The 9,563-nt window shown below is 51.1% G+C and carries 10 protein-coding genes; 8 read left to right on the top strand and 2 right to left on the bottom strand.

Annotation, left to right across the window (positions count from 1 at the left end):
* The 6 genes from HMPREF1548_RS16310 to ilvC form a co-directional block, all read left to right on the top strand.
* A partial coding sequence (locus HMPREF1548_RS16310) for a cobalamin-dependent protein (protein WP_021637446.1) occupies window positions 1-1,637 on the top strand: 1,637 nt, incomplete at its 5' end.
* Window positions 1,624-2,154 (top strand): hypothetical protein, encoded by a 531-nt coding sequence (locus HMPREF1548_RS16305; RefSeq protein WP_021637445.1) that lies wholly within the window; start codon window positions 1,624-1,626, stop codon window positions 2,152-2,154. The genes HMPREF1548_RS16310 and HMPREF1548_RS16305, both read left to right, overlap by 14 nt.
* Before the next feature lie 14 nt (window positions 2,155-2,168).
* Window positions 2,169-3,785: a biosynthetic-type acetolactate synthase large subunit gene (gene ilvB, locus HMPREF1548_RS16300; RefSeq protein WP_021637444.1), complete on the top strand. Its 1,617-nt coding sequence runs from the start codon at window positions 2,169-2,171 to the stop codon at window positions 3,783-3,785.
* Between the two features lie 16 nt (window positions 3,786-3,801).
* A complete protein-coding gene (ilvN, locus tag HMPREF1548_RS16295; RefSeq protein ID WP_021637443.1) occupies window positions 3,802-4,290 on the top strand; it encodes an acetolactate synthase small subunit in 489 nt (162 codons plus the stop codon).
* A gap of 201 nt (window positions 4,291-4,491) precedes the next feature.
* Window positions 4,492-5,010, top strand: a complete 519-nt coding sequence (ilvN, locus tag HMPREF1548_RS16290; RefSeq protein WP_021637442.1) for an acetolactate synthase small subunit — start codon at window positions 4,492-4,494, stop codon at window positions 5,008-5,010.
* A gap of 111 nt (window positions 5,011-5,121) precedes the next feature.
* Window positions 5,122-6,186 (top strand): ketol-acid reductoisomerase, encoded by a 1,065-nt coding sequence (ilvC, locus tag HMPREF1548_RS16285; RefSeq protein WP_081745438.1) that lies wholly within the window; start codon window positions 5,122-5,124, stop codon window positions 6,184-6,186.
* Window positions 6,187-6,297: 111 nt separating this feature from the next.
* On the opposite strand, the gene HMPREF1548_RS16280 is transcribed toward ilvC, so the two are convergent.
* Window positions 6,298-7,224 carry a LysR family transcriptional regulator gene (locus HMPREF1548_RS16280; protein ID WP_021637439.1) on the bottom strand — a complete coding sequence of 309 codons (927 nt, stop codon included), beginning with the start codon at window positions 7,222-7,224 and terminating at the stop codon, window positions 6,298-6,300.
* Window positions 7,225-7,407: 183 nt separating this feature from the next.
* On the opposite strand from HMPREF1548_RS16280, the gene leuC reads away from it, so the two are divergent.
* Together leuC and leuD are read left to right on the top strand one after the other, a co-directional pair.
* The gene (gene leuC / locus HMPREF1548_RS16275; protein ID WP_021637438.1) at window positions 7,408-8,670 is read left to right on the top strand and encodes a 3-isopropylmalate dehydratase large subunit; all 1,263 of its coding nucleotides are present in this window, start codon (window positions 7,408-7,410) and stop codon (window positions 8,668-8,670) included.
* Window positions 8,671-8,693: 23 nt separating this feature from the next.
* Window positions 8,694-9,185 carry a 3-isopropylmalate dehydratase small subunit gene (leuD, locus tag HMPREF1548_RS16270; RefSeq protein WP_021637437.1) on the top strand — a complete coding sequence of 164 codons (492 nt, stop codon included), beginning with the start codon at window positions 8,694-8,696 and terminating at the stop codon, window positions 9,183-9,185.
* A gap of 156 nt (window positions 9,186-9,341) precedes the next feature.
* Here leuD and HMPREF1548_RS16260 read toward each other — a convergent pair.
* Window positions 9,342-9,563 (bottom strand): DegV family protein (locus tag HMPREF1548_RS16260; protein WP_021637435.1); only part of this gene is annotated, 222 nt, incomplete at its 5' end.

Raw genomic sequence — 9,563 nt, 5'->3', positions numbered from 1 at the left:
TCGCCGCCCTGCATAAAGCTTTCCATGCCGTAAAGCCGGCCGGGACCGGCCGCCGGCCGGAAGGAACCCGCTTCCTGGCCTCCGAACGCAGGACGGTTGCCTTCGGGCTGGAGGATCCCTTTCTTATCATAGGAGAACGAATTAATCCCACCGGCAAAAAAATGCTTCAGGCCGAGCTCCGTGAGGGCAGCTTTGAAATGGTAACCAGGTTTGCCCAGGAACAGGAGGAGGGCGGTGCTTCCATTCTCGATGTCAACATGGGCATGAGCGGTATTGACGAAAAGGAAATGATGCTGAAAGCCATGGAGGAGGTGGCGGGAGTCAGCCAGCTGCCTCTTTCCATCGATTCCAGCCATATTGTCGTAATAGAAGCTGCGCTGCGCCGTTATCCCGGAAGGGCGCTTATCAATTCCATTTCCCTGGAAACGGAAAAGTTCGAAAAGCTGATTCCCATGGCAAAAAAATACGGCGCCATGTTTATCCTTCTTCCTTTATCCGACGCGGGACTCCCCGAAAGCCTGCAGGAAAAGAAGGACATTATCGGTAAAATTCTGGAGCGGGCCATTGACTGCGGACTTACGAAGGAAGATATCATTGTGGATGGCCTGGTCACAACAGTAGGAGCCAATCCCAATGCGGCGCTGGAAACCCTGGAAACCATCCGTTACTGCAGGGAAAAACAGCTGGCGACCGTATGCGGGCTTTCCAATATATCCTTCGGCCTGCCTCAGAGAGCCTATGTAAACAGCGTCTTTCTGACGATGGCAATCCAGGCAGGGCTTACCATGGCGATTGCCAATCCTTCTTCGGAGCTGCTTGTTGCCAGCGCTTTTGCATCGGATATGCTTCTTCACAAGGAAGGCAGCGATCTGCGTTATATCGAGTACGCGGCCTCCTGCACAGGCGTCAGCGCCCAGGCAGCGCCCGCAAAGGCCGTCTCAAAGGAAACAAAAGCGGCGCAGCCCGCAGAAGCTTCCCCCTCCTCCGATGTCTATAACGCAGTTCTTAAAGGAAACCGGAGCGGCATTGGGCAGATTACCCGCCGGGCGCTGGATGCAGGGCTTCCGGCTAAGGAACTGCTGGATAGCTGCCTGATCCCTGCCATCAATCAGGTAGGAGAGCTTTTCGATAAGGGAAAATATTTCCTGCCGCAGCTGATTTCCAGCGCGGAAGCCATGAAGCTGTCAATCGGCATTCTCGAGCCCCTGCTTTCGGCAGGAGGCGCGCGGGAGCAGATGCCTGTTGTGGTCATAGCCACGGTGGAAGGCGATATCCATGACATCGGCAAGAATCTGGTGGCTCTCATGCTTAAAAATTACGGCTTTCAGGTCATTGACCTGGGCAAGGATGTTCCCAAGGAAACCATCGTCCGCGCCGCCATGGAAAATCACGCCTCCATTATCGGCCTGTCAGCGCTGATGACCACCACGATGCAGGAAATGAGACACGTGATAGAGCTGGCCCGTGCAGAAGGCCTGGATGCCAAGATCATTATCGGCGGCGCGGTCATTACGCAGGAATATGCGGACGAAATCCATGCGGACGGTTATGCCCGGGACGCCGCGGATGCGGTGAGACTGGCCAGACGCCTTCTGGGTATCCGGGAGGGAATGGGAGGCACCTATGGAAATGAATGAAAAAGAGGCAGTAAGGGAGCCGGAAGGACCAAAGGAAGAGCTGTGGGATGATCTTCCCCATGACAGCCAGCATGACGAGCTCTGGGAGGCTGACGGAACTGAGCTGGCCGTGAGGCAGCTGATGGAGCAGCTGAAGGAATCCGATGAAAAACGGACGGCCTTACAAAAAAAGCAGCTGTTTTTCACCCGCATATTTGCGGTTTCCAATCTGGTTCTGGCAGCGCTTGTCCTCCTATTTGTGGCCTGTGTGCTTCCCGGGCTGACCAGGGCGCTGGATCAGGCCTCAGGAACTCTGGAGCAGGCCTCGACGGCGCTGACCATGGCGGAGGATGCGCTGGATGAACTGGGGGATGTGGCCGACAATGTCAATTCCCTGGTGGATTCCAGTAGCCTGGCAGTGGAGCAGACCATGAAGAAGGTGGACCAGATGGACATTGAAAGCCTGAATGAGGCAATTTCCGATTTGAATGATGTCATAGCTCCGCTGGCGGAGTTTTTCGGCAAATTTAGAAAATAATGGAGGGATAGAAGATGAATGGTGCGGATGCGATAGTAAAGTGTCTGGAGTTGGAAGGGATAAAGGAAGTATTTGGTTATCCCGGTGTGGCAATCTGCCCTTTTTATAACAGCATTCTGGATTCTGAAATCAGTACTGTTTTAATCAGGACGGAACAGAATGCGGCCCATGCGGCCAGCGGCCTGGCGCGAGTGACCGGCCAGGTGGGCGTATGCGCCGTGACCTCAGGTCCCGGGGCGACCAATCTGATCACCGGCATTGCAACAGCCTTTGCAGACAGCATACCCCTAGTCTGCATTACCGGACAGGTGAACAGCGAGCTGCTTGGCAGCGATGTGTTCCAGGAGGCCGATATTACGGGCGCGGCGGAATCCTTTGTAAAATACAGCTACCTTGTCCGGGATGTGAATGATATTCCCAGAATTTTCAAGGAAGCCTTTTATGTGGCAAATACCGGAAGAAAGGGGCCTGTCCTCATCGACGTCCCCATTGATATCCAGAATGCCCAAATCTCCAAATTCCGTTATCCGGATGAAGTGAATATGAGAACCTACAAGCCTACGGTCAAGGGCCATGCGGTGCAGATCAAGAAGGTTATCCGTGAGCTGGAAAAGGCAAAACGCCCTCTGATCTATGCCGGCGGCGGTGTTACCCTCAGCGGCGCCTGCGAAGAGCTTCGCAGATTCTCCGAAAAGTTCCGGATCCCCGTGGTTTCCACCATGATGGGCATCGGCGTTATGCCCACGGAGCATCCCATGTATTTCGGCATGGTGGGAAATAACGGAAAATCCTATGCCAACCGCGCCATGAATGAATCGGACCTGCTCATTATGGTAGGTGCCCGTGTGGCGGACCGTTCCGTGAACCAGCCCGACCTGATCACCCATGACAAGGTTCTGGTACATATTGATGTTGATCCGGCTGAAATCGGCAAAAATGCCGGTCCCACCATTCCATTAGTAGGAGATGCCAGATACATTTTTGAAGATTTTGAAAAACAGGAAATTGACTGCGAGCATGAAGAATGGCTCCATACCCTGGAGGGCTACAAAAGCAGCATGAAGCAGTTTCGGAAGCCCAATCCGGACTATGTGGATCCGGAAGTGCTGATTCACCGCATTTCAGAAAAAATGAAGCCTGACGGCGTCTATGTGGCTGATGTGGGCCAGAACCAGATCTGGTCCTGCGCTTTCCATGTGGTCAGGGAAGGGCGTTTCCTCACCTCCGGCGGTATGGGCACCATGGGGTATTCCATTCCGGCCGCCATGGGCGCAAAGCTGGGCGACATGAGCAAGCAGGTAATCGCCGTATGCGGCGACGGCTCCTTCCAGATGTCCATGATGGAGCTGGCAACCATCCAGCAGTACCATATCCCGGTGAAAATAGTGGTCCTTCGCAACAACTATCTGGGCATGGTAAGGGAATATCAGCATTACTCCTATAAAGACAGGTACTCGGTGGTTGACATTGCGGGAACACCCCATCTGGATAAGCTGGCGGAGGCCTATGATATTCCTTTTATCAGGGTCAGCCGCAATGAAGAAATTGACGGGGCGCTGGACGCCTTCCTGAAGGATGACTGCTCTTATCTTATGGAATGCATGATAGACCCGATGGATCTGGTAAAATAATCATGGAGGTGGCGGAATGAAAAAAATATACTCTGTTCTTGTTGAAAACAGATCCGGTGTCCTGTGCAAGGTAGCGGGCCTGTTTTCCAGAAGATGCTTTAATATCAATTCCCTTGCGGTAGGAGAGACGGATGACCCGGCTGTATCCTGCATGACAATTGTCAGCAGCGGCGACCAGCGGACCATTGAACAGATCGAGAAGCAGCTGAATAAAAAGCTGGATGTCATCAAGGTAAAGACCTTTGATGAAACGTCCAGCATCAGCCGCGAACTGATGCTTGTCAAGGTAAAGTACAACCGCAACAACCGTAAGGATATTATGGAAAACTGCGCTATCATGCATGCGTCCATCGTGGACATGTCCAAGCACATGATGCTTATCCAGATATGCGACACCCCGGAAAGAGTGCAGCTCTTCCTCACAATGCTCCAGTCCATTAGCATCGTGGAGGTAGCCCGCACCGGAACCCTGGCACTTCCCAAATGCCTGGAAAATGACATTTAAAACGGCGTTCCGTACACATGGGATACCGTTGCTTGTATAACGTATTTTTCAGTATTTTAATATAACCATAACCAGAGGTTATAAAAAGTATGACTGACTATCATACGTTGACAAGGGTTGGAAATGTTGCTAGAATAGTTTGAAAAGACAGCACCGGACGGGCCTTCGGGCCTTCGGACAAAGAGGGGCGTGGTACATAAAATGCGTAAAAAAGTGTTTCAGCTGCTTGTAGATAATACATCGGGTGTTCTGAGCCGGATATCCGGCCTGTTCTCCAGACGCGGCTACAATATTGAAAGCATAACGGCAGGTGAAACTGCCGATCCCAGAATTACCAGAATCACCATTGTCGCCAAAGGCGATGATGAGATCCTGGAACAGATCGAGAAGCAGGTTTCCAAGCTGGTGGATGTACGGGACATCAGGGAACTGAAGCCCGAAGAAAGCGTTTACCGCGAGCTTGCGCTGATAAAGGTCAAGGTCAGCGCCGAAAAGCGGCAGGACGTCATAGCCATCACCAACATATTCCGCGCCAACATTATTGACGTGGGCCAGGAAAGCCTGATTGTGGAGATCACAGGCAACCAGAGCAAGGTGGACGCCTGCATCAATCTTCTGAGCAATTACGAAATCCTGGAGCTGGCAAGAACAGGCATCGCAGGCCTGGGACGTGGAACCGGGAATGTGGTTTACCTGGAAGATTACTGCTCCATCGTCTGATTTTCATGTTTTAACAGTCCCTTCCGCCGGACGGCGGAGGAATTACCGGACAGCAACACACAATACCGGACGCGCTGCGCCCGAAGCATAACAGGACTCTGAGGTACAGCCATCGCTGCGGCCTTTCAGTTATATAGTCATTCAAACAAAATGGAGGAAAGAAAAATGGCAAAGATTTATTATCAGGAAGATTGTGACCTGTCTTTATTACAGGATAAAACAATCGCAGTAATCGGTTACGGCAGCCAGGGCCATGCACATGCCCTGAATCTGAAGGAGTCTGGCTGTAACGTCATTGTAGGACTTTATGAAGGTTCCAGATCCTGGGCGAAAGCAGAGGCACAGGGACTTACCGTATATACAGCTGCAGAAGCTGCAAAGAAAGCCGACATCATCATGATTCTGATCAACGATGAGAAGCAGGGCGCACTTTACAAAGAATCCATCGAACCCAACTTAAGACCCGGCATGATGCTTATGTTCGCACATGGTTTTGCCATCCACTTCGGACAGATTAAGCCTCCGGCTGATATTGACGTTGCCATGATCGCACCCAAGGGACCCGGACATACCGTAAGAAGCGAATACCAGGCCGGAAAAGGCGTTCCCTGCCTGATCGCAGTACAGCAGGATGCCACAGGAAAGGCACATGACCTGGCACTGGCATACGCACTGGGAATTGGCGGAGCAAGAGCCGGCGTTCTCCAGACCACCTTCCGTGAAGAGACCGAAACCGACCTGTTCGGCGAGCAGGCAGTGCTGTGCGGCGGCGTATGCGCGCTGATGAAAGCAGGCTTCGAAACACTGGTGGAAGCAGGCTACGAACCCGAAAGCGCATACTTCGAATGCATCCATGAAATGAAGCTGATCGTTGACCTGATCTACGAAAGCGGCTTTGCCGGAATGAGATATTCCATCTCCAACACCGCAGAATACGGCGATTACATCACCGGCCCCAAGATCGTAACAGAAGACACCAAGAAAGCCATGAAGAAAGTCCTTTCCGACATCCAGGACGGCTCCTTTGCAAAAGAATGGCTCCTTGAGAACCAGGTAGGCTGCCCTCACTTCAACGCCATGAAGAAAAAAGAAGCCTCCCACCAGCTCGAAAAAACCGGTGCAGAACTCCGCAAACTCTACAGCTGGAACGACACCAACAAACTGATCGAAAACTAAAACCCCGTAAACAATCCCCCCTCTTTCGGGTTGGATTTGCTTACATAATAACATTTACACACAAAAAGAGACTGCGGTTAGATACATTCCCCAGTCTCTTTTTTAATCTAATCATAACTTCCCATTTCCTTCACAGCATTCCATGTAGAAATCCATGAACTTCCCGGCAGTAGATGAAAAGGCCGCATTTTTTATGTAGGCAAACCCCACCTTCCTGACAGGCACGGATACCGGCATCGCCAACCGTATCAGCCTTCCGCTTTCCAGCTCCTCCCGCACAAAGCTTTCAATGACACAGGCGATTCCCAAATCGATTTTTGCAAAATCAATCAGAAGATCCATGGAGGTCACTTCCAGTATCTGTGCGGCGCTGATACCTTCACTGAACAGATACTTGTCCATATACTGTCGGGTAATATTTTTTTTGTCAAGAAGCATCAGCGTCGCATGGGAAATCAAATCCCCTGCCGACGGCTTTCCGGGAAAAGATACCCTTTTACACAGGTTTTCCAGATAACGCCTTGTGCAGACAAAAATATCTTCAATTTCCTGCACCGGATAAAAAACAAGCTTTTCCATCCGCTCATTCTCCCCGATAAGCCCGATATCCACAGTCCCTTTTTCCAACGCCTCCATGGTCTGATAAGTGGACTGGCAGGAAATGGAGATCTGGATATGCGGATTTTCCCTGGTAAAACGGCTGAGATAGGGAAGCAGTACATATTTGCACAAAGTTGAGCTTACGCCGATAGAAAGATGGCCCATTCCCAGCTCCTGCACCTTTCGCAGCTGTTCCTCCCCCTGGCAGATGGCGTCGAAGGCGCTTTCCACCTGCCGGAAAAGGATTTCCCCTGTTTCCGTCAGCCTGACCCCTCTGGAAGAACGCAGAAACAGAGTGGTGTTCAGATTCTGCTCCAGACGGGAAATCGCTTTGCTGATGGCCGGCTGGCTGATAAAAAGCTGCCGTGCCGCCCCGGATATATTCCGGCATTTGGCCACCGTATAAAAAATATGGTATAAATTCAGATTCTGTTCCATTGAACCAACTCCTATAACTACACTGTATTTTATGAAATTATACTATAACTTGTAATTATAGTAAACATGAAAGAAAAGTATTTTCCCTGAGGCCGGGGTTATGATACACTAAATTTATCGAACGGCCCGGGAGCGGCCTGTACAGATGCTGGCAAAACAGCAGAAACGGAGGAAAGAAAAATTATGGGAATGACAATGACACAGAAGATTCTGGCAGCCCATGCCGGCCTGGAAAGAGTGGAAGCGGGCCAGCTGATCGAGGCGGATCTGGATCTGGTGCTTGGCAATGATATTACCAGTCCCGTAGCTATTAAGGAAATGGAAAAAATGAAGGTAGACGGCGTTTTTGACAAAGACAAAATCGCTTTGGTACCGGATCATTTTGTACCCAACAAGGATATCAAATCAGCGGAACACTGCAAATGCGTCAGGGAATTTGCTTACCGCAACCAGATTACCAATTATTTTGAAGTGGGGGAAATGGGAATTGAACACGCCCTTCTTCCGGAAAAAGGCCTGGTAGTGGCTGGCGACGTAGTTATTGGCGCGGACTCCCATACCTGTACCTACGGCGCGCTGGGCGCATTTTCCACAGGCGTTGGAAGCACGGACATGGCTGCCGGAATGGCCACAGGAAAAGCATGGTTCAAGGTGCCCGGAGCCATCCGTTTTAACCTTACCGGAAAGCTTTCCCAATGGGTGAGCGGCAAGGATGTGATTTTACATATTATAGGTATGATCGGCGTGGACGGCGCTCTTTACAAATCTATGGAATTTGTGGGAGACGGAATTGCCAGCCTGACCATGGACGACCGTTTTACCATTGCCAATATGGCTATTGAAGCCGGCGGAAAGAACGGTATTTTCCCGGTGGATGATCAGGCGTTGCTTTATATGAAGGAGCACTCCATGAAGACACCGGTGGTTTATGAAGCGGATGAAGATGCCGTTTATGATGAGGAATATACCATCGACTTAAGTGCTCTGCGCCCGACTATCGCATTCCCTCATCTGCCTGAAAACACGAAAACCATCGACGAGATCACAGAGGATGTGAAAATAGATCAGGTAGTTATCGGTTCCTGCACCAACGGACGTATCGGCGACCTGCGCTGTGCCGCAGAGGTCCTTAAGGGCCGCCATGTGGCTTCCGGCATGCGCTGCATCATCATTCCCGCCACACAGGCTATTTATCTTCAGGCGATGGAAGAGGGCCTTCTGAAAATATTCATCGAAGCGGGCGCGGTTGTGAGCACACCTACCTGCGGTCCCTGTCTTGGAGGCTATATGGGAATCCTGGCAGCCGGTGAAAGATGCGTATCCACCACCAACCGTAATTTCGTGGGACGTATGGGCCATGTGGATTCCGAGGTCTATCTGGCAAGCCCCGCCGTAGCTGCGGCAAGCGCTGTGACAGGAAAGATTTCCTGCCCCTGCCAGCTGTAAAGTAAGCAAAGGAGATTAGAGAAATGAAAAATGCAAAAGGAACCGTATTCAAATACGGCGATAATGTAGATACCGATGTAATCATTCCTGCCCGTTACCTGAATTCCTCCGATCCGGCGGAGCTGGCTACGCATTGTATGGAAGACATCGATAAGGATTTTATTAAAAATGTGAAAAAAGGCGATATCATTGTTGCGGAAAAGAACTTCGGCTGCGGCTCTTCCAGGGAGCATGCCCCGATAGCCATTAAAGCGGCGGGCGTAAGCTGCGTTATCGCAGAAACCTTTGCCCGAATTTTCTACAGGAATGCCATTAATATCGGCCTTCCCATCATCGAATGCCCGGAAGCCTCCAAAGCGATTGAGGCAGGAGATGAAGTTGAGGTAGATTTTGATTCCGGCGTCATTACGGATGTGACAAAGGGAACCTCCTACCAGGGGCAGGCCTTCCCTGAATTCATGCAGAAAATTATAGATGCGGAAGGACTTGTTAATTATATCAATAACAAGCAGTAAAAAGAAGCGGAGAGGGTTTCGCAGGAGACGTTTCTGCCGACATCATAAAAGGAGCGCAGCCGGCCGGTGGGCCGAAGCTGCGCTCCTTTTATGTCCGGGAAAATATGTCCAGGGAAATAGCAGTCTGTTATAGGAAACGGCGTTTCCGGACGGATTTCAGTTTTTCTTTTCCTCTCCATAATAGAGAATTCCCAGTGCTCCGGGACCGGCGTGTGTTCCGATGCTGGGACTGATATCATTAATAATAATATCCTCGATCCCGGTCAGTTCCTTTACGAATTCCGCCGCCAGACCGGCGTCCTCAGGGCAGTTTCCATGGACGATGCCTACAGGAACCGTGCGGTCGGGCGCATCACCCAGGGTTTTTGCCACGCGCTC

Origin of the sequence: Clostridium sp. KLE 1755, from assembly GCF_000466465.2 — a bacterium.
In the GTDB taxonomy this organism is placed as follows: domain Bacteria; phylum Bacillota; class Clostridia; order Lachnospirales; family Lachnospiraceae; genus Eisenbergiella; species Eisenbergiella porci.
The sequence above is the reverse complement of the archived record's forward strand: the minus strand, read 5'-3'. Positions and strand labels throughout refer to the sequence as shown.

What these genes read in the sequence shown, in the direction of transcription:
- ilvB (WP_021637444.1), top strand. Translation starts at nt 2,169, where the DNA reads ATGAATGGTGCGGATGCGATAGTAAAGTGTCTGGAGTTGGAAGGGATA.
- ilvN (WP_021637442.1), top strand. Translation starts at nt 4,492, where the DNA reads ATGCGTAAAAAAGTGTTTCAGCTGCTTGTAGATAATACATCGGGTGTT.
- ilvN (WP_021637443.1), top strand. Translation starts at nt 3,802, where the DNA reads ATGAAAAAAATATACTCTGTTCTTGTTGAAAACAGATCCGGTGTCCTG.
- leuD (WP_021637437.1), top strand. Translation starts at nt 8,694, where the DNA reads ATGAAAAATGCAAAAGGAACCGTATTCAAATACGGCGATAATGTAGAT.
- leuC (WP_021637438.1), top strand. Translation starts at nt 7,408, where the DNA reads ATGGGAATGACAATGACACAGAAGATTCTGGCAGCCCATGCCGGCCTG.
- HMPREF1548_RS16305 (WP_021637445.1), top strand. Translation starts at nt 1,624, where the DNA reads ATGGAAATGAATGAAAAAGAGGCAGTAAGGGAGCCGGAAGGACCAAAG.
- HMPREF1548_RS16280 (WP_021637439.1), bottom strand. Translation starts at nt 7,224, where the DNA reads ATGGAACAGAATCTGAATTTATACCATATTTTTTATACGGTGGCCAAA.